This is a genomic window from Sediminimonas qiaohouensis DSM 21189, from assembly GCF_000423645.1.
In the GTDB taxonomy this organism is placed as follows: domain Bacteria; phylum Pseudomonadota; class Alphaproteobacteria; order Rhodobacterales; family Rhodobacteraceae; genus Sediminimonas; species Sediminimonas qiaohouensis.
This window is the reverse complement of the sequence record NZ_AUIJ01000015.1, coordinates 44,597-71,584: the sequence shown is the minus strand read 5'-3', so window position 1 is coordinate 71,584 and position 26,988 is coordinate 44,597. Positions and strand designations below refer to the sequence as shown.

At 63.6% G+C, this 26,988-nt stretch carries 26 protein-coding genes; 14 read left to right on the top strand and 12 right to left on the bottom strand.

What is annotated here, in order from left to right; genetic code table 11:
• The first annotated feature begins 82 nt into the window (after positions 1–82).
• The 5 genes from G568_RS0112925 to G568_RS0112905 all read left to right on the top strand — a co-directional run bounded on the left by G568_RS0112925 (position 83) and on the right by G568_RS0112905 (position 5,521).
• Positions 83–1,150, top strand: coding sequence for an IS110 family RNA-guided transposase (locus tag G568_RS0112925; protein WP_026758435.1), 1,068 nt, complete (start codon positions 83–85; stop codon positions 1,148–1,150).
• Between the two features lie 251 nt (positions 1,151–1,401).
• Complete coding sequence (locus G568_RS18820) at positions 1,402–2,157, top strand: calcium-binding protein (RefSeq protein WP_051202991.1); 756 nt, start codon at positions 1,402–1,404, stop codon at positions 2,155–2,157.
• Between the two features lie 171 nt (positions 2,158–2,328).
• Positions 2,329–2,598 carry a 30S ribosomal protein S15 gene (rpsO, locus tag G568_RS0112915; RefSeq protein WP_026758434.1) on the top strand — a complete coding sequence of 90 codons (270 nt, stop codon included), beginning with the start codon at positions 2,329–2,331 and terminating at the stop codon, positions 2,596–2,598.
• Between the two features lie 168 nt (positions 2,599–2,766).
• Positions 2,767–4,899 carry a polyribonucleotide nucleotidyltransferase gene (gene pnp, locus G568_RS0112910; RefSeq protein WP_026758433.1) on the top strand — a complete coding sequence of 711 codons (2,133 nt, stop codon included), beginning with the start codon at positions 2,767–2,769 and terminating at the stop codon, positions 4,897–4,899.
• A gap of 157 nt (positions 4,900–5,056) precedes the next feature.
• Positions 5,057–5,521 (top strand): MAPEG family protein, encoded by a 465-nt coding sequence (locus G568_RS0112905; RefSeq protein WP_026758432.1) that lies wholly within the window; start codon positions 5,057–5,059, stop codon positions 5,519–5,521.
• On the opposite strand, the gene G568_RS0112900 is transcribed toward G568_RS0112905, so the two are convergent.
• The 4 genes from G568_RS0112900 to G568_RS0112885 form a co-directional block, all read right to left on the bottom strand.
• Positions 5,514–6,557 carry a succinylglutamate desuccinylase/aspartoacylase family protein gene (locus G568_RS0112900; RefSeq protein WP_026758431.1) on the bottom strand — a complete coding sequence of 348 codons (1,044 nt, stop codon included), beginning with the start codon at positions 6,555–6,557 and terminating at the stop codon, positions 5,514–5,516. The two genes, G568_RS0112905 and G568_RS0112900, sit on opposite strands and share 8 nt — an antisense overlap.
• Complete coding sequence (gene rimK, locus G568_RS0112895) at positions 6,557–7,462, bottom strand: 30S ribosomal protein S6--L-glutamate ligase (protein WP_026758430.1); 906 nt, start codon at positions 7,460–7,462, stop codon at positions 6,557–6,559. The genes G568_RS0112900 and rimK overlap by 1 nt, the downstream gene beginning before the upstream one ends.
• A gap of 13 nt (positions 7,463–7,475) precedes the next feature.
• Positions 7,476–7,985, bottom strand: a complete 510-nt coding sequence (locus G568_RS18815; RefSeq protein WP_051202989.1) for an ATP-dependent zinc protease family protein — start codon at positions 7,983–7,985, stop codon at positions 7,476–7,478.
• A gap of 177 nt (positions 7,986–8,162) precedes the next feature.
• A complete protein-coding gene (locus G568_RS0112885) occupies positions 8,163–8,816 on the bottom strand; it encodes a peroxiredoxin (protein WP_026758429.1) in 654 nt (217 codons plus the stop codon).
• 198 nt (positions 8,817–9,014) lie between these two features.
• Between G568_RS0112885 and G568_RS0112880 the strand changes: the two genes are divergently transcribed.
• Positions 9,015–10,454 (top strand): aldehyde dehydrogenase family protein, encoded by a 1,440-nt coding sequence (locus G568_RS0112880; RefSeq protein WP_026758428.1) that lies wholly within the window; start codon positions 9,015–9,017, stop codon positions 10,452–10,454.
• Positions 10,455–10,541: 87 nt separating this feature from the next.
• Positions 10,542–11,603: a serine/threonine protein kinase gene (locus G568_RS0112875; protein ID WP_037374107.1), complete on the top strand. Its 1,062-nt coding sequence runs from the start codon at positions 10,542–10,544 to the stop codon at positions 11,601–11,603.
• A 21-nt stretch (positions 11,604–11,624) separates the two neighbouring features.
• Here G568_RS0112875 and G568_RS0112870 read toward each other — a convergent pair whose 3' ends face one another.
• From G568_RS0112870 to G568_RS0112850, 5 genes are all read right to left on the bottom strand, one after another.
• Positions 11,625–12,272, bottom strand: coding sequence for an RluA family pseudouridine synthase (locus G568_RS0112870; protein ID WP_026758426.1), 648 nt, complete (start codon positions 12,270–12,272; stop codon positions 11,625–11,627).
• Positions 12,256–12,930 (bottom strand): LysE family translocator, encoded by a 675-nt coding sequence (locus G568_RS18810; protein WP_051202987.1) that lies wholly within the window; start codon positions 12,928–12,930, stop codon positions 12,256–12,258. Before G568_RS18810 ends, G568_RS0112870 begins: the two co-directional genes overlap by 17 nt.
• Positions 12,927–13,391, bottom strand: coding sequence for a GAF domain-containing protein (locus G568_RS0112860; RefSeq protein ID WP_026758425.1), 465 nt, complete (start codon positions 13,389–13,391; stop codon positions 12,927–12,929). Before G568_RS0112860 ends, G568_RS18810 begins: the two co-directional genes overlap by 4 nt.
• A gap of 7 nt (positions 13,392–13,398) precedes the next feature.
• A complete protein-coding gene (locus G568_RS18805) occupies positions 13,399–14,436 on the bottom strand; it encodes an alpha/beta hydrolase (RefSeq protein ID WP_169576959.1) in 1,038 nt (345 codons plus the stop codon).
• Positions 14,437–14,533: 97 nt separating this feature from the next.
• Positions 14,534–15,706, bottom strand: a complete 1,173-nt coding sequence (locus G568_RS0112850; protein ID WP_026758424.1) for a thiolase family protein — start codon at positions 15,704–15,706, stop codon at positions 14,534–14,536.
• 92 nt (positions 15,707–15,798) lie between these two features.
• Here G568_RS0112850 and G568_RS0112845 point away from each other — a divergent pair, with 92 nt between their 5' ends.
• The 3 genes from G568_RS0112845 (at position 15,799) to G568_RS0112830 (ending at position 18,610) form a co-directional block, all read left to right on the top strand.
• Positions 15,799–16,137 (top strand): STAS domain-containing protein, encoded by a 339-nt coding sequence (locus tag G568_RS0112845; RefSeq protein WP_026758423.1) that lies wholly within the window; start codon positions 15,799–15,801, stop codon positions 16,135–16,137.
• 28 nt (positions 16,138–16,165) lie between these two features.
• Positions 16,166–16,630: an ATP-binding protein gene (locus G568_RS18800; protein WP_169576958.1), complete on the top strand. Its 465-nt coding sequence runs from the start codon at positions 16,166–16,168 to the stop codon at positions 16,628–16,630.
• Positions 16,631–17,032: 402 nt separating this feature from the next.
• Complete coding sequence (locus tag G568_RS0112830) at positions 17,033–18,610, top strand: gamma-glutamyltransferase family protein (RefSeq protein ID WP_026758421.1); 1,578 nt, start codon at positions 17,033–17,035, stop codon at positions 18,608–18,610.
• 33 nt (positions 18,611–18,643) lie between these two features.
• On the opposite strand, the gene hspQ is transcribed toward G568_RS0112830, so the two are convergent.
• Complete coding sequence (gene hspQ / locus G568_RS0112825) at positions 18,644–18,970, bottom strand: heat shock protein HspQ (protein ID WP_026758420.1); 327 nt, start codon at positions 18,968–18,970, stop codon at positions 18,644–18,646.
• Between the two features lie 223 nt (positions 18,971–19,193).
• Here hspQ and G568_RS0112820 point away from each other — a divergent pair, with 223 nt between their 5' ends.
• Positions 19,194–19,784 (top strand): transglycosylase SLT domain-containing protein, encoded by a 591-nt coding sequence (locus tag G568_RS0112820; protein WP_026758419.1) that lies wholly within the window; start codon positions 19,194–19,196, stop codon positions 19,782–19,784.
• 133 nt (positions 19,785–19,917) lie between these two features.
• Here the strand turns inward: G568_RS0112820 and G568_RS0112815 are convergent, their stop codons facing one another.
• Together G568_RS0112815 and G568_RS0112810 are read right to left on the bottom strand one after the other, a co-directional pair.
• Positions 19,918–20,298 carry an HIT domain-containing protein gene (locus G568_RS0112815; protein ID WP_026758418.1) on the bottom strand — a complete coding sequence of 127 codons (381 nt, stop codon included), beginning with the start codon at positions 20,296–20,298 and terminating at the stop codon, positions 19,918–19,920.
• Between the two features lie 8 nt (positions 20,299–20,306).
• Positions 20,307–21,884 (bottom strand): DUF5928 domain-containing protein, encoded by a 1,578-nt coding sequence (locus tag G568_RS0112810; RefSeq protein ID WP_026758417.1) that lies wholly within the window; start codon positions 21,882–21,884, stop codon positions 20,307–20,309.
• A gap of 141 nt (positions 21,885–22,025) precedes the next feature.
• On the opposite strand from G568_RS0112810, the gene G568_RS0112805 reads away from it, so the two are divergent.
• From G568_RS0112805 to G568_RS0112795, 3 genes are all read left to right on the top strand, one after another.
• Positions 22,026–22,844 (top strand): sulfotransferase family protein, encoded by an 819-nt coding sequence (locus tag G568_RS0112805; RefSeq protein ID WP_026758416.1) that lies wholly within the window; start codon positions 22,026–22,028, stop codon positions 22,842–22,844.
• A gap of 138 nt (positions 22,845–22,982) precedes the next feature.
• Positions 22,983–24,161: an aminotransferase class I/II-fold pyridoxal phosphate-dependent enzyme gene (locus tag G568_RS0112800; RefSeq protein WP_026758415.1), complete on the top strand. Its 1,179-nt coding sequence runs from the start codon at positions 22,983–22,985 to the stop codon at positions 24,159–24,161.
• A 16-nt stretch (positions 24,162–24,177) separates the two neighbouring features.
• Positions 24,178–26,955, top strand: a complete 2,778-nt coding sequence (locus G568_RS0112795) for a DNA translocase FtsK (RefSeq protein ID WP_026758414.1) — start codon at positions 24,178–24,180, stop codon at positions 26,953–26,955.
• The last annotated feature ends 33 nt before the right edge of the window (positions 26,956–26,988 follow it).

The following is a 26,988-nucleotide window of genomic DNA, read 5'->3' as shown; positions in this document are numbered from 1 at the left end:
CGGCTAATGGGATGTGTCGGCTGCTTCCCCACCGTTGGGTTATCCTGAAGAGGGATCAACCGTGCAAAAAGGAGAAGTAGCCATGTGTGCAAACAAGACAGGAAGCATCGAAGACCTCGCCGTCGTTGGGATCGACATCGGAAAGGATACGTTTCACCTGGTCGGGTTCGACCGGTCCGGCCAACTGGTCATGCGCAAGCAGATCAAGCGCTTGGCCCTGAATGCCACTTTTGAGCAACTCCCACGCTGCATCGTGGGAATGGAGGCTTGCCTCAGCGCCCATTTTGTCAGCCGAACGCTGCGGGGCATGGGGTTCGAGTCGCGGATCATACCGGCGATTTTCGTGAAGCCGTTCAACAAGGGCCAGAAGAACGATTACAATGACGCCGAGGCGATCGCAGAAGCCGCGTTGCGGCCCAACCTTCGGACCGTTTCGGAGAAAGACCAAGATCAGCTCGACCTTCAGGCCCTTCACCGGGTCCGGGCACGGCTGGTTTCGCGGCGCACCGCCACCATCAACCAGATCCGGGCCTTCCTGATCGAACAGGGCATCACCGTCAGGCCGGGACTACGGGCGCTGAAGAATTCCTTCGAGACGATCCTCGAACAGCGGCGGGACGAGATCTCGCCCCGGATGCGCGGCATCCTGATCGGGCTCTACGGCGACTGGCTTTGGCTGGACAAACGGATCGAGGATGTCTCGGGTGAGATCGAAGAGATCAGCCGAACCGAAGAGAACTGCGCCAACATCATGACGATACCTGGCATCGGACCGATGATTTCGACGGCGATGGTCGCGGCCGTCGGCCAAGGCGAGGCCTTCGGCCGGGGGCGCGATTTCGCGGCATGGGTTGGCCTGGTGCCTCGACAATTCAGCACCGGCGGACGCACTATTCTCGGCCGGATCACCAAGCGCGGCAGCCGCTACCTCAGGATGCTGTTCGTTCAGGCGGCGAAAGTGATCATGATGCGGCCACACCGATGGTCCGACTTCAGCTTTGGTCCGTGGCTGACCGAAGCGGTCGCACGCATGCCCCGAAACAAAGCGGCCGTAGCGCTCGCCAACAAGCTCGCCCGAACCGCCTGGAGCCTTCTGCGCCACGGCACCCGGTTCGACGCCCCACGAGACGCGGCCATGGAAGCGATCTGACGCCTACCACGGCCACCACAGAGTTCGCGAAAGAGAGGGCAGCATGGAACGGAGAAAATACGCGCCCAGAGTCTGACGGCCCACTGGGTCATCATCGACCTTGCGGCTAATGAGACCACGGCGCGTGCGTAACCCCATCAAGGCCACGGCCCGCGAGCCGATCAACAGGCCGGATACATATGAGCGATTTCCGAAATCGTGCCAATTTCTCAATTGCGAACAGCAGCCGACACATACAAAATGGGCCGGACGTGATCCGGGGCGGGGCCGGACATGACCAGATCGGCGGCGGGCACGGCGCCGATGACCTGCACGGCGGCGGCGGCGGCGACGACATGCGCGGCGGCGAGGGGCACGACCGGCTTGATGGCGAGGAGGGGGAAGACACCCTTCACGGCGAGGATGGCGATGATCACCTGTACGGCGGCGCGGCGGATGACGACCTGTTCGGATACACGGGCGACGATACGCTGGACGGGGGCGATGGCGACGACGCGCTGCATGGCGGGTCTGGCGATGACCTGCTGCAAGGCGGCGCCGGCAAGGATTCCCTGCATGGCGGATGGGGCGACGACACCCTTGCCGGGGGCGCGGGCGGCGATGCCTTGTTCGGCGGGCAAGGCGATGACGTGCTTGACGGCCACGATGACAACGACACCGAAACCGCGCCCGATTTCCTTAACGGCGGCGCGGGCGACGACACGATCACCGCGGGCAATGGCGATATCGTGAGCGGCGGCGCGGGGGCCGACACCCTGATATTGGGCGACTGGATCAATGATCCGGCGCAGGTGCAGGATTACGACCCGGACGAGGACCGCCTTGTCGTCGTGTATGACGATTCCGAGACCGGCGCAGGCATTCCCACCCTGTCGCTATCGCAGGAACCGGATGCAGACGGGACAACAAGCTTGCTTCTGGACGGTGTGCAGATCGCCAGCTTTGCCGGCGCGGGCGTGCCAACGCTGAACCAAATCGCGTTGGTCGGGCAATCCACACTGGCCTGACGGTGGCGTGCCCAGCCGATGCCGCGCGGGCACGCGCCTTTTCCCTTGTGTTGACGCCAAAATTCCCCTAAACGCGCGCAATGCCCGCCCCGTGCGTGCATACCCTTCTCCGGACCCTGCTGGACGACATCCCGGCTTGTGCCCACAACCTTCAATTCAAAGGAGACCCCGATGTCGATTACTGTCGAAGAAAAAGCACGCGTGATGAAAGATTTCGCCACCAAGGAAGGCGACACCGGTTCGCCCGAGGTGCAGATCGCCATCCTCACCACGCGCATCAGCACGCTGACCGAACACTTCAAGACCCACAAGAAGGACAACCACGGCCGCCGTGGCCTTCTCAAGATGGTTGCGCAGCGCCGCAAGCTGCTGGACTACCTCAAGGGCAAGGACGAGGGCCGCTATCGCGACCTCATCAAACGCCTCGGCATTCGCCGCTGACTTGAGAAACCGCGCCCAACCGGGCGCGGTTTTGCTATTATCCGCATGAAGCCGGCGCCCGATCCCTGCGTCGGTTTCTGGACAAGAAAGACAGGGATCATGGGGCAATGCGGCCCCGGATGAAACGGCCAAAGGGGATGCGCCCCGGCGGCCAAGTTAGGATACGAGATGTTCAACGTAACGACGAAATCGATGCAATGGGGGGAAGAGACCCTCACACTGGAAACGGGCAAGGTTGCCCGTCAGGCGGATGGCTCTGTCATCGCCACGCTTGGCGAAACCAGCGTCATGGCCAACGTGACCTTCGCCAAGGAACCCAAGCCGGGAATGGATTTCTTTCCGCTGACGGTTCACTATCAGGAAAAATACTATGCCGCGGGCAAGGTGCCCGGCGGTTTCTTCAAGCGCGAAGCGCGCCCCACCGAAAAGGAAACGCTGACCGCGCGCCTGATCGACCGGCCGATTCGCCCGCTGTTTGTGCCGGGCTTCAAGAACGAAACGCTGGTCATGTGCACCGTGCTTAGCCACGACCTGGTCAATGATCCCGACATCGTCGCGATGATCGCCGCCAGCGCCGCGCTGACCATTTCGGGCGCGCCGTTCATGGGCCCGATCGCAGGCTGCCGCGTGGGGTATTCGGATGGCGAATACATCCTCAACCCCGAGATCGACGATATGCACGATCTGCGCAACAACCCCGAGCAGCGCCTTGACCTGATTGTCGCGGGCACCAAGGACGCCGTGATGATGGTCGAATCCGAGGCGTATGAGCTGTCGGAGGCCGAGATGCTTGGCGCGGTGAACTTCGCCCACGAGCAGATCCAGCCGGTTGTCGACCTGATCGTGGACCTGGCCGAGGATTGCGCGAAAGAGCCGTTCGATTTCCAGCCGCCCGAGTATTCCGAGCTGTATGAGGCAGTGAAGGCCGCCGGCGAGGACGCCATGCGCGCCGCATTCGCCATTCGCGACAAGCAGGAGCGCACCGCCGCGATCTCGGCCGCGAAACAGGCGATCAAGGAGCAACTCAGCGAAGAGCAGCTTGAGGATGCAAACCTTGGCGCCGCCATGAAGAAGCTGGAATCGACCGTTCTGCGCGGTGATGTCGTCAAGAACGGCAACCGGATCGATGGTCGCAAGTTGGATGAAATCCGCGAGATCAACTGCGAAACCGGCCTGCTGCCGCGCACGCATGGCTCGGCCCTGTTCACCCGCGGTGAGACCCAGGGCCTGGTTGTGACGACGCTGGGCACCGGCGACGACGAGCAGTTCATCGATGCGCTGCACGGCAACTTCAAATCCAACTTCCTGCTGCACTACAACTTCCCGCCCTACTCGGTCGGCGAAGCGGGCCGTGTGGGCCCTCCTGGCCGCCGCGAGATCGGTCACGGCAAACTGGCGTGGCGCGCGTTGCAGGCGGTTCTGCCCGCGGCGACGGATTTCCCCTACACCATTCGCCTGGTGTCCGAGATCACGGAATCCAACGGCTCGTCGTCGATGGCGTCGGTCTGTGGCGGGTCGCTGTCGATGATGGATGCGGGCGTTCCGCTCAAGTCGTCGGTGGCTGGTGTGGCCATGGGTTTGGTTCTTGAGGACGACGGCGAATATGCCATCCTGTCGGACATCCTCGGGGACGAGGACCACCTTGGCGACATGGATTTCAAAGTGGCCGGCACGGCCGAGGGCATCACCTCGTTGCAGATGGACATCAAGGTTGCCGGCATTACGCCCGCAATCATGGAAAAGGCGCTGGATCAGGCCAAGGCAGGCCGGATGCATATCCTTGGCGAGATGGACAAGGCCCTTTCGGGCGCCGCCGAGTTCAGCGTTCACGCCCCGCGCATCGAGACCATGCAAATCCCCACCGACAAGATCCGCGAAGTGATCGGGTCGGGCGGCAAGGTGATCCGCGAGATCGTCGAAGTGTCGGGCGCCAAGGTCGATATCAACGACGAAGGCATCATCAAGATCGCCAGCCCCAACGGCGAAGCCATCCAGAAGGCCTATGACATGATCCATTCGATCGTGGCCGAGCCGGAAGAAGGCAAGATCTACAAGGGCACCGTCGTCAAGATCGTCGATTTCGGCGCGTTCGTGAACTTCTTTGGAAAGCGCGACGGGCTGGTCCATGTCAGCCAGATCGAGAACCGCCGCCTGAACCACCCCTCCGACGTTCTCAAGGAAGGTCAGGAAGTGTGGGTCAAGCTGCTGGGCTTTGACGATCGCGGCAAGGTGCGCCTGTCGATGAAGGTCGTCGATCAGGAGACCGGCGAAGAGATGACGAAAGAAGACGCGGCCGACTGATCCGCGCGCGCGAGCGTCACAGATATTGCAAATGAAATGCCCGGGCGGAGACGTCCGGGCATTTTGCGTTGCTGCGCCGCGGCGGATCGGGTGCTTGGTCAATGGCGGGGGTGCGGACATACTGCACCGATGACGTGACCCGTCGAAGGAGGGCAAGATGAACCTTTTGACACTGGAGAACCCGGTTTTTTCCACTTACGCGATCGCCGCCGCGCTCATGGTGCTCAAGATCATGGGGCAGGGTTGGATGACGGTCTATCGTATGACGCGCTGCAACGCCGGGTTTGCCAGCCCCGAGGATTTGCGCGCCGGGCCGCTCAACAAATCGCCGCGCCCGGATCAGATCGGGCCGAACGATTATGTCGATCGCTCACGCCGGATGCATCGTAATGACTTGGAAAATATCCCCGCTTTCCTGGTGGCGGGGTTGTTGTTCGTGACCGCCGATCCGTCTCTTATCCTGGCGCAGGTTCTGATGTATGGCTTTGTTATCGCGCGGATTTTCCATTTCATTGCCTATGCCACGCAACGCAGTCACGAGACGCGCGCCACCTTCTACACCATAGGGTCGGTCGTCGTGATCATCATGGCGCTTTATGCGTTGGGGGCCGCGCTTATATGATCTCGTCCTCGTCAAACAGCGGCGCCGCCTCCATCTGCGCGGCGATGCCTTCCATCGCGGCCTCGGCGTGGGCGGGTTTGCCTATGTCTGCGACGTGAAACAGGGCGTCGCCCTCGTTGACGACGGGCATGTTGCTACGGCCCACGATGATGCCCGGGCGGCTTGCCGTCAGTTCGACCTCCCGCTCGCCGAACGGGTCCGAGATGGCGCCCAGAACGGTGCCCGATTCGATCAGGTCGCCCGCCGCGCGATAGGCCCGCAGCAACCCGCCCGCCGGCGCCCGGTACCAGACCGAGGTATCGCATATCACCGGCTTGGCGCGCGGTTTGGGCACGCCTTTCGCGCCCAGCATACCCATCCGCCGCATCACCCGCAGGATGCCGGCAACACCACTGCGCGCGCCCAACTCATCGAACCTGAGCGCCTCGCCCGCCTCGTAAAGCAGCACGTCGATCCCCGCCTCTTCGGCGGCCATGCGCAGGGACCCGTCGCGCAGTTTCGAATGCAGGATCACGGGCGCACCAAAGGCACGGCCCAGATCCTCAAGCCGGTCGTTTCCGGCGCTGAGGCGAATCTGCGGCAGGTTGCTACGGTGAATCGCGGCGGAATGCAGGTCGATCCCCAAATCGGCGCGCGCCACGACCTGCGTCATGAAAATATGCGCCAACCGCGCCGCGAGCGATCCTTGCGCCGAGCCGGGAAAACTGCGGTTCAAATCGCGCCGGTCCGGCAGGTAGCGCGATTGGTTCAGGAACCCGAAGGTGTTCACGATAGGCACGGCCATCAGCGTGCCCGCCATCGACCCGAGCGGCGAGGCGCGCAAGAGGCGGCGAACGATTTCCACCCCGATCACCTCGTCGCCATGCACCGCCGCGCTGACGAACAGGACGGGACCGGGGCGGCGTCCGTGCACGACATGCACGGACATCGTGACCGGTGTATGATCGGACAGGGTTGATACCGGCAAATCCACCGTGCGCCGCGTGCCCGGTGCGATCTTTTCGCCGCCTATCTCAAACGGCTGCGCCTTGACCATCAGCCCCGGCCCTTTGTCCGCGTCTTGCCATCGCGCGCCTTGCGCCCGATGAAGTCGATGATCATGCCGGCAATGTCCTTGCCGGTGGCCTTTTCGACGCCTTCCAGCCCGGGGGAGGAGTTGACCTCCATCACCACCGGCCCGTGGTTCGAGCGCAGCATATCCACCCCGCACACATTGAGGCCCATGGCCTTGGCCGCGCGCAGCGCGGTCGAGCGTTCCTCGGGCGACACCTTGATCGGCTTGGCCGATCCGCCCCGGTGCAGGTTCGATCGAAACTCGCCCTCGGCGCCGCTGCGCTGCATGGCGGCGACAACCTTGCCGCCGATGACGAAGGCGCGGATGTCGGTGCCGCCGGCCTCTTTGATGAACTCCTGCGCCAGGATGTTAACCCCCGCGCCGCGGAACGCCTCGATCACCGATTTCGCGGATCGGTTGGTGTCGGCCAGAACCACGCCGATCCCCTGCGTTCCCTCGATCAGCTTGATCACCAGCGGCGCACCGCCGGCAAGGTTGACCACCTCTTCGGCCTTCTTGGGGTCGTGGGCAAACGTCGTCACCGGCAGGCCGATGCCATCGCGCGCCAATAGCTGCATCGAGCGCAGCTTGTCGCGCGAGCGCCCGATCGCCACGGATTCGTTGACGGGGAACACGCCCTGCATCTCGAACTGCCTGAGCACCGCAAGGCCGTAATAGGTGATCGAGGCGCCGATGCGCGGGATCACCGCGTCGTATTTCGGCAGGCGCTCCCCATCAAGGTAGATCTCGGGTCGGCGCGACGCGATGTTCACGCTACAGCGCAGGGTGTTGATCATGTCCATTTCGTGCCCGCGCAATTCTGCCGCCTCTTTCATCCGCTTGTGGGAATAGAGGTTCGGGCTGCGCGTCATCATCGCGATTTTCATTGATGAAGTCCTTTCACGAATCGGAAGTTTCAGCAGCGGAAGCACGTTTTTGCGCAGCCCCGTGCGGAGGTTTACCCAACAGGAATGACCGGCCCGGGTCCACCAGCATCTTGTGCCTCCGGATCGCCGTGCGGCCCAGGATGATCGGCAGGGCCATGCGCGTGCGATTGGCCAGCGACACCTCGATCCTCCAGCGGCGGCGGCCCAGCACAAGCGCGGTTTCGATGACCAGCCGGTCCTCGTGGATGCCGCTGGTGTTCTTGATCGGCCGCTCGCCCAGAAGCGGCGCCTCGACATCGCGCGCGCGCAGGCCGCTGGAATGCGGTATGTGAAAGCGCACCCAATCCGCGCCCTCGCGCACGAACGGCACGACATGGGTGGCATGAATGGCCGAGGTGCGCGCGCCGGTGTCGATCTTGGCCACGACATCGGAAATGCCCAGCTCGGGCAGGCTGATCACTTCGCGCCAGCCGATCGTCGTCTTTTCCCTGGCCGGTCGCGTTTTACTGGGGGTTTCTTTCACCGTCGGGGCCCTCGCCTCATGGGGTCAAACCATCCGAGCGTAGCAGCGGAGAAAGGTTTGCAAAAACACTTTTGTTGCGCATCCGCGCAAGCAGGGTCGCCAAATGCAAACCCCCGCGATCACGGTCGCGGGGGCAGCAGTTTCAGTGGCCGGTACCGGCCGGTCGCGGCCGACGGATCAGGCCGGGCGCTTGATCGTGCGCAGGTAGGGCAGCTTGGCGTCGAACTCGCCGAACTTGTCGCGCGCCTGCTCGTCGTTCAACGACAGCGCTACGATCACGTCCTCGCCGCTGGTCCAGTTGGCCGGCGTCGCGATCGGCGTTTCATACGTGGCCTGCAACGCGTCCAGCGCGCGCAGCACCTCGGCAAAGTTGCGGCCGACCGACATCGGGTAGGTCATCGCCAGTTGCAATTTCTTGTCCGGGCTGATGATGAACACGGACCGCACCGATGCGCTATCGGCCGCCGTGCTCCCGTCGGGCAGATATGCCTCGGCCGGCAGCATGTCGAACGCCTTGGACACCTTGAGGTCCTCGTCCGCGATGATCGGGAACCCGGCCTTGGTGTCGGCATAGCTTTCGATGTCGGACTTCCACTTGACGTGATCGTCGGCGGCATCCACCGACAGGCCGATCACCTTGGTGTTGCGTTTGGCCCATTCATCGGCCAGTTGCGCCACGGCGCCGAACTCGGTCGTGCAGACTGGCGTGAAATCCTTGGGGTGAGAGAACAGGATTGCCCAGCTATCGCCGATCCAGTCGTGGAACTTGATCGGTCCCTGGTCTGTGTCGGCGGCGAAGTCAGGCACGATATCGTTGAGGCGAATGCCCATGGGAAAATCCTTTCGGTTGCATCGGGGGTTGGCTGATTGCCGTATATTCACACTACAAGATAAGTTTCCAGCCAGAGATTTGAACCCCTCTGACTTGCAGCCGGTCGGCGGCAGTGACAGAGTGTCGCGAATCCAGCGCGACGGCCGTCTTCAACGGTGGAGCGGCACGCTGTTCAAGGCACAATACGGAGGTCTGAAATGATCGAAAAACGCCAGTTCTATATCAACGGTGCCTGGGTTGATCCCGCCCAGCCTTCCGATCTGAATGTCATCGATCCATCGACCGAAGACCCCTGCGCGGTTATCTCCTTGGGTGGCCAGGCCGATACCGACGCAGCCGTCGCCGCCGCGCGCGCCGCGTTTCCCACATGGATGCGCACCCCGGTCGAAGAGCGGATCGCGTTGGTGGAAAAGCTGCTTGAGGTTTACACCGCCCGGAGCGAGGAAATGGCGCAGGCCATCAGCCTTGAGATGGGTGCCCCCATCGACCTGGCACGCCAGGCACAGGTTGGTGCCGGTGCCGGACACATGAAGAATTTCATCCGCGCGGCCAAGGATTTCGAGTTTATCCGCCCCTTGGGCGATCACGCCCCCAACGACCGTATCATTCACGAGCCGATCGGCGTTTGCGCCATGATCACGCCGTGGAACTGGCCGATGAACCAGATCACGCTCAAGGTGATCGCGGCCGCGATCGCGGGCTGCACCATGGTGCTCAAGCCGTCCGAGGAATCGCCGCTGGACGCGATCCTGTTCGCGGAAATGATCCACGAGGCGGGCTTCCCGCCCGGCGTGTTCAACCTGGTCAACGGTGACGGCGCTGGCGTTGGTAGCCAATTGTCGTCCCATGTCGATGTCGACATGGTCAGCTTCACCGGCTCGACCCGTGCCGGAATCCAGATCTCCAAGGCCGCCGCCGATACCCTCAAGCGCGTGCACCTTGAGCTGGGCGGCAAGGGCGCCAACGTGATCTTTGACGATGCCGACGAAAAGGCGGTCAAGCGCGGCGTGCTGCACATGATGAACAACTCCGGCCAGTCGTGCAACGCGCCGTCGCGGATGCTGGTGCAACAAAGCGTCTATGACCAAACCGTCGATGCCGCCGCCGAGATCGCCAAGGGGATAGAGGTCGGCAGTAGCCACGACGAAGGGCGCCACATCGGCCCCGTCGTGAACGAGACGCAGTGGAGCAAGATCCAGGGCCTGATCCAGAAGGGCATCGACGAAGGCGCGCGCCTTGTTGCCGGTGGCCCCGGCCGGCCCGAGGGCTTTAACAAGGGCTTTTACGTGCGGCCAACGGTGTTTGCCGATGTCACCAACGACATGACCATCGCGCGCGAGGAAATCTTTGGCCCGGTCCTGTCGATCATCCCGTTCGAGACCGAGGAAGACGCGATCAGGATCGCCAACGACACGCCCTATGGCCTGACCAACTATGTGCAGACCCAAGACGGCGCCAAGGCCAACCGCATGGCGATGAACCTGCGCTCGGGCATGGTCGAGATGAACGGCCAGGGCCGCGGCGCCGGGGCCCCGTTCGGCGGCATGAAGCAATCCGGCAACGGCCGCGAAGGCGGCGTCTGGGGCATCGAGGATTTCCTCGAGGTCAAGGCCGTCTCGGGCTGGACCGCCGAGTAACAGGCACGATCACGCCCGCGCCGACAGTTGCGGCGGCGCGGGCGCGGCCCCTTTTCCGGATTGCCGCACGCTAGCAGGGTCATATCCATGACCACCCCGACGACACCTGATCATCCTCCCGACTGCGCCGATTTCGTGCCGCTGACGGTCCTCAAGCGGGATATGTTCTCGGAAACGTGGCTGGGCCATGCGCCGGGTGACCCGCAGGACAAGCGCGTGCTGCGCCGTCTCGATACCGTTCCATGGTATGCGCGACCGATCTCGCGGGCGCTTGCCCGGCGCGAGGTGCGCGGCCTTGCCGCCGTCAGCGGCATTCAGGGTTGCCCCACCCTGATCCGCGCAGACGCGCAGGGCCTGTTGCGCGATTGGGCCGCCGGCACGCCCTTGCAACTGGCGCGCCCCGGCGACCGCACCTGGTACGACGATGCCAAGCGCATCCTGCGCGACATGCGCCGCCGCGGCGTGACCCACAATGATATCGCCAAGCCGCAGAACTGGCTGATGACGCCCGATGGGCGCGCCGCCGTGATCGATTTTCAACTGGCCTCGGTGCATCGCCGCCGGGGGCTGCTGTTTCGCCTGATGGCGCGCGAGGATTTGCGCCACCTGCTCAAGCAAAAGCGCAGCTTCGCGCGGCACCTGCTAACCCCGTCGGAATGGCGGATGCTGCACCACAAGGCCCTGCCGACACGGATCTGGCTCGCCACGGGCAAGCGGCTTTACAAGTTCATCACCCGGCGGCTGATGCACTGGTCCGATAGCGAAGGCGACGAGAACCGCATTGCGCAGGATGGCCCCGCGATCCGCAAGGCGTTGCAGGCGCAACCGGGGGTCGGGGCGGTTGCCCTGTGCCCGTTTTCGCAACCCGGCCGCACCGTGGGCATCTATGCGTTCGTGGAAACCACCCGCGACGCCAGCGCGGTCGAGGCGGATCTTGCCGCGGCCACGCGGCCCGATCTGTTGCAAACGGCGACGCGCCTGCCACGCGACGCCGAGGGGCAGGTGCGCACCGACCTTCTGCACCTTGTCGCGGGCAACCGGCTGGACGAACTGGCGCAACTCATGGACGGCGACGCCGACCTTACCACCCTGATGCAGCCGATCATCGCCGCGCGCCGCAACCTCACCGACCGCGTGCTGCGCCAGTAGCGGCGCGCGCCGCCGGGGCGCTCAGAACGGCGCCGCCGCGCGAAACCGCATGCCCCGGCCGCTATCAGGGTGCTTGAGGCGCAATTCCTCGGAATGCAGCATCAGGCGCGGATGCGCGGCGGCGGCGCCCTCGGCATAGATCGGATCGCCCAGGATCACGTGCCCCAAGGACAGCATATGCACCCGCAACTGATGGCTGCGGCCCGTTTTGGGCATCAGGCGAACGCGCGTTTCATCCCCCTCGTGGCGCATCACGCGCCATTCGGTCAGGGCCGGTTTGCCCGTCTCGGCGCAGACCTTCTGCCGCGGGCGGCGCTCCCAATCCACGATCAGGGGCAGATCGACACTGCCCTGCGCGGGCTCCAGCAGCCCGGCAAGGCGCGCGACATATGCCTTGCGGGTCTTGCGCGCCTCGAACTGCGCCGAAAGGTGCCGCTGCGCGTGGGGCGTCATCGCAAACACCATCACGCCCGACGTGTCGCGATCCAGCCGGTGCACCAACAGGGCCTGTGGAAACGCGGCCTGCAAACGGCTTAGCAGGCAATCGGCCAGGTGTTCGCCCCGCCCCGGCACCGACAATAGGCCGGCGGGCTTGTTCACGACGATAAGCGCCTCATCCTCGTGCAGGATGTCCAGCGGGTCTTGGGGCGGGTCATAGGGTGTCTGCATCGCCCTGCGATAGCGCGCCCTGACCTGTATTGTCCATGCCCCGCGGGGCGGGCAGCGGCGCCAGCGCCAACAGCACCCCGTAGATGATGAAACACAGCGCCAGCCCCCGCTTGAGCCACAGGTTCGCCAGCACCCCTAGCGCCGCCCGCCCCAACCACGCGCCAAGGGCGGTATAGCTGGTATAGCTGATCGCCGTGATGGTCAGGGCAGTGGGGTAGATTACCCACATCTGCGCCCCGATGGGCAGGTCCGGCTGCACGAACTGCGTGAACGCGGCAAGGTAGCCGGCCACGCTTTTGGCGTTGATCGTTGCGATGGCAAAGGCCCGCCCATAGATCGAGGCGGCCGGCCTGTTCCCCGCCTCGACCACGATATGCGCCCTTAGCCAGCCGCGAACGCCCAGCACAATCAACACCGCCGCCCCAGCCAGTTGCAGGATGCGAAACGCCTCGGGCGCCGTCGCCAGAAACGCGGTGATGCCCAGTGCCGACAGCGTCAGAAACAGCGCCGCCTGCGTCAGGATCGCCGCCACCCCCCACAGCGCCCGCGCGAACCCCACGGTGAACCCGTTCATGATGCAATTGGCAGCATTGGGGCCGGGCGATGTCACGAACACGACCCAGAACAGCGCGAAGATGCTCCAGCCTTCCCAGCTCATGCAGCGGCTGCGTTGGCGAAAACCTGTCCCAGGATCGCCGACAGGTGATCGGCGTCCTCCTGGCCAAACGCGCCGGGCTGATCGCTATCGATATCCAGCACGCCCAACAGCCGCCCGGCCCCGTCAACGACCGGCAGGACCAGTTCCGATCGCGTCGATGCGTTGCACGCGATATGGCCCGGAAACGCCTCGACATCCTCGACGATCTGCGCCTGCCGCGTGCGCGCCGCCGCACCGCACACCCCGCGCGAGAACGGGATGACGAGACACCCGTGCCCGCCCTGGTACGGCCCGATCTTGAGGGTTTCGGGCCCCGTCACGCGGTAAAACCCGGTCCAGTCGAAGCGATCATCGGCATGGTGCACCTCGCACGCGACCGTCGCCATCAGGGCGACTGTGTCGGTCTCGCCCTCGGTCAGGGCCGCGATGGTTTTCGCAAGGGTTGTGTAGTCAACGCGCATCAGAACCTCATGACAGCGCCGCCTTCAGCCAGGCCGCGATCTTTTGGAGCGCGTCATTGCCCTGCGGCACCACCCGCGTCAAGGACACGAAGGCATGCACCTGCCCGGGATAATTCATGAGGTCCACGGCCACGCCCGCCTGCTCCAACGCCCGCGCGTGCGATTGCGCGTCGTCCCATAGCGGATCGTGCCCGCCCGCGACGATGATCGCGCGCGGCTGCCCGAACAGATGATCGGACAACACCGGCGACACACGCGGATCGTTCCGGTCTTGCCCCTCGGGCAGGTAGAGGCTTAGGTACCATTCGATGCGCTTGGCCGGCAAAACCGGCTGGTCCTGCAGATCATGCATGGATTTCGTATTCAGCCGCCCATCGGTGCCCGGATAAATCAGAACCTGCGCCGCCGGCATCGGCAATCCGCCCGCGCCAAGATCATGCATCAGGCACGCCGTCAGGTTGCCGCCCGCGCTATCGCCGCCCACGGCCAGTTGATCGGCCCGCACCTGCAGGCCCCCGGCCCCGTCCAGCAGCACACGGTAACACGCCAGCACATCATCGGGCGCGGCGGGAAACGGATGTTCGGGCGCAAGGCGATAGTCCAGCGAGATCACCCTGACCCCCGATAATTGCGACAGGTGCCCGCACATGCCGTCATGCGTGTCCAAGCCCCCCTGCACCCAACCGCCGCCATGCAAAAACAGCAGCGTCGGCTGCGCCGCCTGTGGATCGGCCCCTTGCGGTGAATACACGCGCGCGTGGCGCGGGCCATCGGCGCCCGGCAGGGTGATCTCGGTTTTCTGCACTTGCGCCGGGCAGGGGCGCTCGAACTTGGCTGCCATCTGCGCGATCTGCGCGCGGCTCTGCTCCAACGTCGGCGGCGCGTTCGGGTCGCGCAGTTGCGCCACCAGATCGGTCACCGCCTGTGCCTTGGGATCGATGCGCCGCCCGTCCACAACGGGCAGGCGCCCACCATAGATCGCCCTGACGATACCTTCGGGCAGGAAAACCTTTCCCAAGGCCCATAGAAGTTTCAACTTGCTCACGCTCATTCCTCCCGTTTGCAGTGATCAAACGGAGGATTGATGCGCAAATCAATGGTCCGGGGGAAATAAACCCGGGTCCCGAGGGCCGCGCGCGGCTTTAGTCCCGCTCGATCGCGATGGCGGTGCCTTCTCCGCCGCCAATGCAGATCGCGGCGACCCCGCGCTTGAGCCCCTGCTTTTCCATCGCATTGAGAAGCGTCACCATGATCCGCGCGCCCGATGCCCCGATGGGATGGCCCAAGGCGCAGGCGCCGCCGTTCACGTTCACCTTTTCGCGGGGGATGTTCATTTCCTGCATAAACGCCATGGGCACCACGGCGAACGCCTCGTTCACCTCCCACAACTCGACGCTATCGACGTCCCAGCCGATCCGCTCCAGCAGCTTTTGCGCCGCGGGCACCGGCGCGGTGGTGAACCACCCGGGCGCCTGTGCGTGGCTGGCATGGCCCACGATGCGCGCGCGCACATTCAGGCCTTGCGCCTTTGCGGCCTCCTCGGACGCGAGGACCAGCGCCGCCGCGCCATCGGAAATCGAAGACGAGTTCGCCGCCGTCACGGTGCCCCCCTCGCGGAACGCGGGCTTGAGCTGCGGGATCTTGTCGGGGCGCGCGTTGGCGGGTTGCTCATCGGTGCTGATCGTCACATCGCCCTTGCGCGAGGGCAGCACGACCTGCGTGATCTCACCGTCGAACGCGCCGGATTTCTCGGCCTCCAACGCATTGGAAAGGGACCGCAGCGCGTATTCGTCCTGCGCCTCGCGGGTGAACTGATACTTCTCGGCGCAATCCTCGGCGAAGGTGCCCATCAGGCGGCCTTTGTCATAGGCATCCTCCAGACCGTCCAGGAACATGTGATCGATCACCTGCCCGTGCCCGATCCGCGCGCCGCCGCGCATCTTGGGCAGCAGGTAAGGCGCGTTCGACATGCTTTCCATGCCGCCCGCGATCATCGTGCCGGTGTGGCCCAGTGCGATCTGGTCAAACGCCATCATCGCCGCCTTCATGCCTGAGCCGCACATCTTGTTCAGCGTGGTCGCCGGCACCTCTTCGCCCAGCCCTGCGGCGAAACCGGCCTGGCGCGCGGGCGCCTGCCCCTGCCCGGCGGGCAGGACGCAGCCCATCAGAACCTCGTCAACCGATGCCGCGCCCGCGCCCTCCAGTGCGGCGCGAATCGCCGCGCCGCCCAGTTCTGACGCCTCGACACCGTTGAACACACCCTGGAAACCGCCCATGGGCGTACGCGATGCGCCTGCGATGACTACCTTGTTCATTCCGATTCCCCCTTTTTACCGATTCCTGAATACCGAATGGTAAGAAACTCGGTCTAGCCTGTAGTTCTACGCATAACCTGTGAGGCACCCATATGGAAATCCACAGTCACGACACCGGCAATGTCCGGCTCCTTTCGGTCAAAGGGGGGCGCATTGATGCCGCTGTCGCGATCGCCTTCAAGGATCGCATGCGCGCACTGACCGAAGGCGCGCCCGCGACCGTTATCCTTGACCTCTCCGACGTCTCGTTCATCGATTCCAGTGGCCTTGGCTCGATCGTCGCCGCGATGAAACAGATGGGCACGCAGCGCAAACTGCACCTTGCGGGGCTGACGCCCAACGTGGACCGCGTGTTTCGCCTGACGCGCATGGACAAGGTGTTCACCATTCACGAAACGACGGATGAGGGGCTGCAATACAATGCCGGCTAAGGCCGATCCCCGCCACACCCGCCCTCCGATGCAGTCCGGAAACAACCTGCGCCTGCGCCTCAATAGCGATGAATACGAGATCCGCCGCAGCCTTGAACAGATCAAGGCGCACGCCACCCGGCATAACGCGGATCACGTGATGCTGGGCACGATCGAGATCGTTCTTGCCGAAGTGCTGAACAATATTGCCGAACACGCCTATGCCAGCCAGCCGCGCGGCGGCCCGATCGATATCACCTGCACCGCCACCCCCGTTGCATTTCGCTTTGCCGTGCTGGATGAGGGGACGCCATTGCCTAGGGGCGTGTTGCAGGCCCGTTCGATGCCAAGGCAATACCCCCCCGAGGGCCCCCTGCCCGAAGGTGGCTTTGGTTGGGATCTGATCCGGATGCTCAGCGTCAGGCTGAGCTTCACGCGCAAGCACGGCCGCAATTGCCTAAGCTTTGCCGTGCCCATCCTCAAGGGCGCGATGTGCCCAAAGGATGGCAGATAGCGGCGCGGCGCCCCTAATTTGCCCCAATGCAATCCTATTGCGGTCGGATTCCTTCTTCATACACAATACTGTAGCTGGATATGGCTTCCCTCGGCGCCGCGGTTTTCACAGCCCCCACCCAGTGCGCGGCGTCGAGGTTCTCTTTCCCCCATGATCACGGCCATGCTGCCATTCGATATAGCGCCCGGCGCGGAATCAAAGCCGCGGGCCGCCCCGTCGCCCCAAAGGGGCGCCGTCCATCATAGGCACGGCGATGCGCGGCTTCTCAACCGATCGCCCTATGCCCGCAACAAGCTATTCATACCCCATGTGTTTGGCCCCGGCCCGCTCCAAGCTGCTGATATCTTGTAGTTCTGGCGCCAGTGATGCAGGATCGACGCGCCAAACCCCAAAGGAATACCCATGCGCGATTTTCATCTTCCCGGCCGCTCTCCCGTTCTGGCGACGGGTGGCATGTGCGCCACCTCTCATCCGCTGGCGGCGAAGGTCGCCGTTGATACGCTTGAGCGCGGCGGAAACGCCATGGATGCGGCCATCGCCGGCGCCGTCCTTCTGGGCATATGCGAGCCGCACATGACCGGCATTGGCGGCGATTGCTTTGTCCTGTTTTCCACTCCCGGCAGCCAGGATATCCATGCCTGGAACGGCTCCGGCCGCGCGCCTGCCAGCGCCGATGCAGACGCGCTGCGCGGGGCCGGCCACGATGCGGTGCCGCTCAACAGTGCCGAGGCGGTCACCATCCCCGGCGCCGTTGATGCGTTCTGCCAACTGTCTGACAAGCACGGCAAACTTGGCCTCGACGCGCTGCTGGCCCCGGCCATTCACTATGCCGATGCCGGCGTTCCGGTGGCGCCGCGTGTCGCGATGGATTGGACGGCAACCAGCGGCGCGCTGGACGATACCGCGCGCAAGCATTTCATGTTCGATGGCAAACCCGGCCAGATCGGGCAGGTCTTCCGCTCCCCCGGTCAGGCCGAGGTGCTGCGCCGTATCGCGCGCGACGGACGCGATGCGTTCTACACCGGCGAAGTGGCCGACGACATGCTTGCCGCGCTGCACCGCCATGGCGGTGGCCACGACGCGCAGGATTTCGCCGCCGCGGCAAGCAACGCGACCACGCCCGTGGACGGCACCTACAAGGGCACCGATTTGCTGGAGCATCCGCCCAACGGCCAAGGCGCAACCGCGATATTGCTGCTCAATATCCTGTCGCATTTCGACATCGCCAGCATGGACCCGTTCGGCAGTGCCCGCGCCCATATCGAGGCCGAGGCGACCAAGCTGGCCTATGACGCGCGCAACCGTTTCATCGCCGACCCGGACCACACCACCGCGCTGGATCACATGCTATCGCCGGAAACGGCGGCGCGGTTGGCCGCGCTGATCGATCCGGCCCGCGCGATGGGGCCGCCCGCCCCCCTGACCGAGGCGGTGCACCGCGACACCGTCTATATCACGGTCGTGGACAAGGACCGGATGGCGGTCTCGCTGATTTACTCGATCTTCCACCCGTTCGGATCGGGCATCGCGTCGGACAAGTTCGGCATCTTGCTGCAAAACCGCGGCGCCGGGTTCACCCTGTCGAAGGGGCACCCGAATGAATATGGCCCCGGCAAGCGCCCCATGCACACGATCATTCCCGGCATGCTCCGCCGCCAAGGGCGCCTGATCATGCCGTTCGGCGTGATGGGCGGCCAGTATCAGTCAACCGGGCACGCGCGCTTCGTGTCGAACCTGGTCGATTTCGGCATGGCGCCGCAAGACGCCGTCGATGCGCCGCGCGCCTTTGCCGATGGCGGTGTGCTCAAGCTTGAAAAAGGCTACAACGCGAAAACCCGGCAGGAGCTGGCCGACCTGGGCCACCGGATCGAGGTGCCTGACGCCCCCATCGGCGGCGCGCAAAACATCCTGATTCGCGAGGATGGCGTTCTCGAAGGCGCCTCAGACCCGCGCAAGGACGGGTGCGCGTTGGGGTACTGACCCCATGCCGCCCGGCGCGCCGTGCCGTTCTGTTCAGTTCAGTTGGAAATCCAGCGGATAGTGCCCATCCTCGAACGGGCCGAACAGGTCCGGGATATCGGGGTGATCCACCGGCTCGCCGGAATAGTCGGCGACAAGGTTCTGCTCGGACACATAAGCGACGTAATAGCTCTGCTCGTTTTCCGCCAGAAGGTGGTAAAACGGCTGCTCGCGCCGCGGGCGGCTATCCTCGGGGATGGCATCGTACCATTCCTCGGAATTGCTGAATTCCGGGTCCACATCGAACACGACCCCGCGAAACGGGTGCTTCTTGTGGCGAACGACCTGGCCAAGATGATATTTCGCGCGCGTTTTCAACATATCAGACGTGCCCCTACCTGCCATGAATAGCCGCAACAAGGGGTATTTGTCCAACGATAGGACAAATTTCAACGGAAACACTCTGTCTCGGCGATCACGAAAATAAGAGCCAACACGCGCTCAAATCCAAACCGCCAAGCGCGCAAGCAGGGAATACCCGTTTCCTCGCGGGCCTGTTTCAGCTAACATGGCAAAAAAAGAAGACATACGAGGCGAGAGGCAGATGAGCAGAACTCTTCGCGCTATGGTGATCATACTTGTGCTGGCGTCATGCGGCGGCGGCGACAGGTCTGCGCCGCGCAACCTTGACGATGCCTGTGCAATCGTGAAGGACAGGCCGGTTTACGGCCGTGCCTTCAAGAAGGCGCAAAGCAAATGGGGCGTCCCCGTCGCGGTGCAGATGGCCTTCATCCACCAGGAAAGCAAATTCGACGCCCGCGCGCGCACGCCGCTGCGCTACGCCCTTGGCATCCTGCCGATGGGGCGGCAAAGCTCGGCCTACGGCTACGCGCAGGCACTCGATGGCACGTGGCGGGATTATCAACGCGATCAGAACCGTTATGGCGCGCGCCGAGACAGGATATTCGACGCCACCGATTTCATCGGCTGGTACATGAACAAGACGCGTGAACGAAACAGCATCCCGCTATCGGACGCCCGCAATCAATACCTGGCTTACCACGAGGGGCATAACGGGTTCTCGCGCGGTACCTATCGGCGCAAAAGCTGGCTGATGCGCATCTCGGGCGAGGTGGCATCGCGCGCGATGACCTACGACGCGCAACTTGCCACCTGCGGGCGGCGCTGGCGCTAGGGCACAAGTTGCCGGGATGGGACTGGCCTGCTGTTGAGGCGGACGGTTGAGAAGCCGCGCTGACCCGCCGCAAGGGCCTCCTGATCTTCATCGGGTGTCTTGTGTCAGGCGGTAAACGCTAGCTCGCCGCGCCTCAATCCGCGCGGGGTAGCATCCGGCCAAGGCGGCGCCCGCCGAGGATGTGCACATGCAGGTGCGGCACCTCTTGAATTCCGGCCTCGCCCGCGTTGGAGATCATGCGAAAGCCGCCCCCCTCGCCCGGTTGCACGCCCATCATCTTGCAGACCTCGCCGATGGCGCGGGTGTAATCCACGATCTCGGCCTCGGACGCGGTCAGCGCGAAATGGTCGTAGCTGATATACGGGCCCTTGGGGATCACCAGAACGTGCACCGGTGCCTGTTCGGATATGTCATGGAAGGCAAGGCTGTGTTCGGTTTCCAGAACCGTCTTGCTGGGAATTTCGCCGCGCAGGATCTTGGCGAAAATGTTCTGGTCGTCGTAGCGTTCGGTCATCATGCACCTCAATCGGCAAAAATGTAGTGGATCGCGAGTATTTCATGCGCTTTCTGTTCGGAAACGGCAAGGAAGCGCGCCAGGTTTCGCGCGTTCACATCGACCGAGTCCACCTCGCGGATGCGGCTGTAATTGTCGTACCCGGCATCGCGGATGTTTTCGCTTTCGTTGGCGATGTCCTGCCGGATCGTGGGCAGCAGACGCTCTAGCGTGCGCGTCGGCGTTTGCTCGCCGGCCAGGCCGACGCGTTTGGCGTGACCCTTCAGGTAGATGTCGGAAAACAGGCAATCGACCTCAAGCAGGCGGGTGGTCGAGCGGTCGCCGCCGAAATCGTTCAGCAGCTCGATATTGGACGGATCTATGCAGATGATCAGGCGGTTGGTGTCGTGGTATTCGAACAGCATCCGCATCAGGGCGCGGCGGTGGCGCGTCCGTTTGCCCAAGGTCGCCTGGATGCCGCCCAGATCGGGCAGGTCGGTGTCGGCTTCGTTGAACAGGTATTCGATCGCCGGGATGTCCGTCGCCGCGCGGATACGGCCGACGAGGCGCTTGGCGATGTGCCATTTCTTGCAGATGATGATCATCAGCTCGCGCTCGCGGCCCAGGGTGCTTTCGGTTTCCCAAAACCGGGTGCCAAAGCGCCGCCCGATGCGGCCGCGCCCCGCCAGGAACTGATAGAGGCTGCGCCCCTCGTTCGAGATTTGGAAGTCGACGCCGGTGGCTGAATACAGCACCCCCAGCCGCGATTTCAGCTCCAGCGCCTCGGGGCTGATCTTGCGGGCAAAGAGGTAGTCCTGCGCCAGCAGTAGATCGTAGTGATCATTGTAGAACGTCACCGGCATGCCGTAATCCGAAAACATCAGGAAGGTCAGCGTCCGGGAACGGATCTCGGGGGCGGGGATCAGGTGCCTCACGAGGGTCTGAAAGAAGGTTTCATCGGGGATCCACGTGGTGCGGAAAAACCGCATCACATCGGGGCGCTCACGCGTGAAGGCGAGGATCTTTTCGATGGTGCGGCGGCGCAGGCACCACCATTGGCTACCGATCTGGACATCGATATCGTGCGGAATGGGCCGCGACAGGTGCAGCTTTTGTTGCAGCGCCATCGAGGCATAGAACAGCCGCTTGTGTTTGCGTTCGTTGAAATAGTGGCGGTAAATCAGGCGCTCTTGCTTGATGCCGGTCTTGATCCAGTCGCTTTTGAAGAAATCGAAGCTTTCGATATAATCAACGTCTTCGGCATCGAGGAAATCGTGGGCGTATTCGGCGGACTTGATCGCCATGCAATCGCCCGACACCATGTAGAAATGCGTGGCGCGGGGAAAGGCGGCTTCGGCCGCTTCGACGGCGTTGAGGGTGGCCTGCACCAGGGACCATTCGCCCCAGCCGCACTTGATCCGCTTGCGCGCGAAAGTGATGTTGGGATTGTCCGCCAGGGCGGACCTGATACGATCGAAATCGGCGTTGGCGGCGCGGGCATCAAAGTGGATCGCCATGCAATCGCCCATGGCGGTAAGCTGCTCTGCCTGCCTGATTATGGCGTCGGGGTCCTTGTGGCACAGCAGTATGAAGGCGATTTTTGCCATTACGGAAACGAAAGCCCCTGTTCAATGTCTTTGTAGGGATAGATAAAGGGCAAAAGTCGTTGAATAAACATTATTTATTTTGTTTTTTCGACAATGGTAGCTCCGGCGCGTTGTGGCGCGTTGGCAAAGGAGGGCGTGTTCATGGGATTTCCCGGAACCTGGATGACGACAAGCGAAAGCGTGGTGTATCGCGTGGTGCCGAAATGCGCCTGCTCGACCATTGGGCAGATCATGTATTATTCCGACCATGGCGAATTTTTCGACGGCGATATTCATGACGCCCGCAGCGGCATCCACAAATGGGCGCTCGAGGACAGTCAGAAGGCCATTTCGGACAACGTGAAAGGGCACAAATCCTATGCGTTCACATGTGTGCGCAACCCTTACACGCGCATATTGAGTTCGTTCTTCGACAAGGTCTGCGGGATACAGCGCAATGGCAAGCGGTATCGCGGCAACCTGGTGCCGCTGCTGGTGCAGAAATACGGCATCGAGGTGGGGGGCGAGGACGGAACAGAAGAGTTCGACCAGATCAAAAGCTTTCGGCGTTTCCTTCTGTTTGCGCGCGATACGATCCGCTGGCGCCGGCCGATGGACCCTGACATTCACTGGTCGGCGATGTCGGGGCATGTGTCTACCTTCATCCTGAACGGGGGAACGTATGACAGCATCTTCTGGACCGAGCGGTTCAACGAGGGGATGCAACAGGTGCTGAACGGGATCGAAACGCCGCATGCCGTCGATTTGGAACAGGTGCCGCGCTTCAACGAATCCGAGGGGCACGGGCCCAAGCGGGCGCACCCCGTCGAGGATTATTTCGACGATCTGTCGATGCACCTGGTTTACGAGATCTACAAGCGCGATTTCCGGCTGTTCAAATACGATTTCGAGGACCCGTCGAACAAGATGCCCACGGGCGAGATCGACCTCGACGAGGTGCATGCCAAGCTGGGCGATTGATTTCGCCCATTTGCACATTTGCCGCAGCCGCAGGAATGCGTGGGCGTGTGCCACTGTTGTTCTGGACGCAACGGCCCCGTTTCGGTAGTTTGGGGCAAAACGGGGCGTCAATGATCCCGAACCTTGAGGCAGTTGAATATGTTTCCCGAGCGGTTTTCGAACCTTCCGGCATATGCGTTCCCGCGTTTGCGGGCGCTTTTGGATGAGCACGCGCCCGGCGGCGACGTGATTCACATGTCGATTGGAGAGCCAAAGCACCCGTTTCCCGATTGGGTGGGCGAGGTTTTGGCGGCCAATACGGCGGGCTTCGGGCGCTATCCACCGAACGAGGGCAGCGAGACGCTGCGCGCCGCGATCAGCGATTGGCTGCGCCGCCGCTATGGCGTGTCGGTGGACCCGGAAACCGAGGTGATGGCCCTGAACGGCACGCGCGAGGGGCTTTATAACATATGCATGGCATTGGTGCCCGAGGCCAAGGCGGGCGGCCGCCCGGTGGTCGCGATGCCGAACCCGTTTTACCAGGTTTACATGGTTGGCGCGCTATCCGTCGGGGCAGAGCCGCATTTCGTTCCGGCCACGCAGGAAACGGGTCATCTACCTGATTTTACGTCACTTTCCAAGGATGTGCTTAACCGGATGGCGGCGGCTTACATCTGCTCGCCGTCGAACCCGCAAGGCGCGGTGGCAAGCCGTGCCTATTGGACCGATCTGATCAAGCTGGCCGAGCAATACGATTTCCGCATCTTCGCCGACGAATGCTATTCCGAGATATACCGCACCGATCCGCCGGTAGGCGCGATGCAGGTCGCGCAGGAGATGGGCGCGGACCCGGAGCGGGTGGTGATTTTCCATTCGCTGTCGAAACGATCGAACCTGCCGGGGCTGCGATCGGGGTTCATCGCGGGCGGCGCGCAAAGTATAGCAAAGGCGCGGCAACTGCGGGCTTATGGCGGTGCACCGCTTCCTCTGCCGCTGCAGGCCGTGGCAGAGCGGGCGTGGACCGATGAAGCGCATGTGGTTGAAAACAGGCGCCTTTACCAAGAGAAATTCAAGCTGGCCGACGAGATTTTCGGCGATGTCGCGGGCTACGAGGGGCCGGAGGCGGGATTTTTCCTGTGGCTCCCGGTGGCGGATGGCGAGGATGCGGCGCTTCGGCTATGGCGGGAAACCGGGGTTCGGGTTCTGCCCGGCGCATACCTCAGCCGCGACGTGCGGGGCGAGAACCCCGGCAAGGCATATATAAGGGTCGCATTGGTGGCCCCAAAGCAAGAGATGCAGGCAGGGCTGATCGCGCTGCGCAACTGCATATACAATTGAGGGGACGAGGGCAGGAATGGCATATCAGAGTAGGGGACGTGATCCATTGTTCGACAGCGACGTTCAGGCCGCGATTGAAAAGCGCGGCAAGGAGTTGCTGGGCATCGCGCTGATCCTGTTGGCGGCTGCGGCTGCCGCGATGACGCTGTCCTACCACCCCGATGATCCGTCGTTCCTGTCGGCCACGGACGCGCCGGTGCGCAACTGGACCGGCGCGATTGGCGCCAGTATCGCGGCGCCGCTGTTCATGATCGTGGGCTGGGGCACGTGGGGCATTCCCATTATTCTTGGCGGCTGGGGACTGCGGTTTACCCTGCACCAGGGCGAGAGCCGCGCCCTGAGCCGCCTGATCTTCGGGCCGATCGCGGTTGCGCTGGCGTCGGTCTATGCCGCGTCGCTGGTCCCGGGCCCCGAATGGAGCCACAGCTTTGGGCTGGGCGGGCTGTTCGGCGATACGGTTCTGGGCACGGTTCTGGGTATCTTGCCAGTCAGCGCCAGCATCGGGCTCAAGCTGCTGTCGCTATTGCTGGGCCTGGTGATGCTGGGCTGCGGGGCGTTCGTGCTTGGGTTCACGTGGTCCGAGCTGCGAAGGGTTGCCCGGTTCCTGGTTGTCGGGCTGATCGTGGCCTATGCGGGCATGGTCAGGTTGCTGGCGTATGGCGGGCGCGGCGCCGTGGCCGGGGTTCAGGCGGTGAACGCCCGCAAGCAGGCGCAGCGCGACCAGCACCCACAAGAAGAGCCGCGCATGGGCGCGCCCGCCGCCGATTGGCGCGTGGATCGCGGGCCGGAGGCGGCGCCGGCGGATGGCCCCCGGGCAGAACAAGCGCCCGCCGCGAAGGGCGGTTTCCTGTCGCGTATGCCCGCGCTGGTGCGGCGGCCTGATCCGCTGCCGGAGCCGGAACTGATAGAGCGCGCGCCGGCGGCGCAGGTTGACGAGATGCCCGGCGATGACCGCATCAAGGCCAAGATCGCCGACGTGATCCGAAACCGCGTGCGCGCGGCCCCGGAGGTGAGCGCGGAGCGCGGCCCGGCGGACCCGGCGCATATGCCGCCCGAGCCGCCGCTGACATCCTTTGCAGCCGCCCAACCGGACGATGACGCGGTTCTGGACGACGACGCACGCGAGGACATGGAAACGCCCGAGTGGCCCGCCGCCGCGCCCCACAGCATCCCCGTTGCCGAGCCGCGCAAGGTGGTGCAGCACGCCGCGCGCAAGCCGGTACAGCCCTCAACCCGCGCCAAGGCCGAAGCGCAGCCCGCCCTGCAATTCGAGGAAACGGGCGCGGAGTTCGAATTGCCGCCCCTGAACCTGTTGTCGAACCCCGCGACGATCCAGCGGCACCATCTGAGCGATGAGGCGCTGGAGGAAAACGCGCGGATGCTTGAGACGGTTCTGGACGACTACGGCGTGAAGGGCGAGATCGTCAGCGTCCGCCCCGGCCCCGTCGTGACGATGTACGAGCTGGAGCCGGCGCCGGGCCTGAAGGCGAGCCGCGTTATCGGGCTGGCCGATGATATCGCGCGGTCGATGTCGGCCCTGTCGGCGCGTGTGTCCACGGTGCCGGGGCGGTCTGTCATCGGGATCGAGCTGCCGAACGAGAACCGCGAAAAGGTGGTTCTGCGCGAGATCCTGAGCGCGCGCGATTACGGCGACAGCAACATGAAGCTGCCGCTGGCGCTGGGCAAGGATATCGGCGGCGATCCGATCGTGGCGAACCTGTCGAAAATGCCCCACCTGTTGATCGCGGGCACGACCGGGTCGGGTAAATCGGTGGCGATCAACACGATGATCCTGTCGCTGCTGTATCGGCTGACGCCGGATGAATGCCGGTTGATCATGATCGACCCCAAGATGCTGGAACTGTCGGTGTATGACGGCATTCCGCATCTTCTCAGCCCCGTCGTGACCGACCCCAAGAAGGCGGTTGTCGCCCTGAAATGGGTGGTCGGCGAGATGGAAGAGCGGTATCGCAAGATGTCAAAGATGGGCGTGCGCAATATCGACGGCTACAACAGCCGCGTCGCCGATGCGCTGGCCAAGGGCGAGATGTTCTCGCGCACGGTGCAGACGGGCTTTGACGACGAAACCGGTGAGCCGGTGTTCGAGACCGAGGAATTCGCGCCCGAGAAGATGCCCTATATCGTCGTCATCGTCGACGAGATGGCCGACCTGATGATGGTCGCCGGCAAAGAGATCGAGGCTTGCATCCAGCGCCTTGCGCAAATGGCGCGGGCCAGCGGCATTCACCTGATCATGGCGACGCAGCGCCCCTCGGTGGATGTGATCACGGGCACCATCAAGGCAAACTTCCCGACGCGGATTTCCTTCCAGGTTACCAGCAAGATCGACAGCCGCACGATCCTGGGCGAGATGGGCGCCGAGCAGCTTCTGGGGATGGGCGACATGCTCTATATGGCCGGCGGCGCGCGCATCACGCGGTGCCACGGGCCGTTCGTCAGCGACGAAGAGGTCGAGGAAATCGTGCGGTACCTCAAGTCGTTCGGCCCGCCCGATTACGTGGGCGGCGTTGTGGAAGGCCCGGACGAGGACCGCGAGGGCAACATCGACCAGGTGCTTGGCCTTGGCGGCAACACCGATACCGAGGATGCGCTATACGATACCGCCGTGGCGATCGTGGTGAAGGATCGCAAATGCTCGACCTCGTATATACAGCGCAAGCTGGCGATCGGGTACAACAAGGCCGCGCGCCTTGTCGAGCAGATGGAGGAACAGGGCGTTGTCAGCGGCGCCAACCATGTCGGCAAGCGCGAGATCCTGGTGCCTGAGCAATAATGCGCGCATCGCGTTTTCGTGAAGCGCGGGCGG